The organism is Atlanticothrix silvestris CENA357 (genome assembly GCF_016056295.1).
In the GTDB taxonomy this organism is placed as follows: domain Bacteria; phylum Cyanobacteriota; class Cyanobacteriia; order Cyanobacteriales; family Nostocaceae; genus Atlanticothrix; species Atlanticothrix silvestris.
Map to the genome: position 1 here is coordinate 101,944 of NZ_JAECZB010000093.1, position 228 is coordinate 102,171.

Sequence of the window (228 nt, forward strand, 5' to 3'; positions counted from 1 at the left end):
TTACTAGAACTCATCAAAGATTCAGAACCTGATGTGCGTTCTAGTGCCGCAAATGTGTTAGTTCAAATAGGTACAGAAAAAGCAATTCCTGGCTTACTAGAACTCATCAAAGATTCAGAACCTGATGTGCGTTCTAGTGCCGCAAATGCGTTAGGTGAAATAGGTACAGAAAAAGCAATTCCTGGCTTACTAGAACTCATTAAAGATTCAGAATCTAATGTGCGTTCT

General features: G+C 39.0%; 1 protein-coding gene. It reads left to right on the plus strand.

What is annotated here, in order from left to right; all coding sequences use genetic code 11:
- A partial coding sequence (locus tag I8751_RS29855; protein ID WP_225894373.1) for a HEAT repeat domain-containing protein occupies positions 1 to 228 on the plus strand: 228 nt, incomplete at both ends.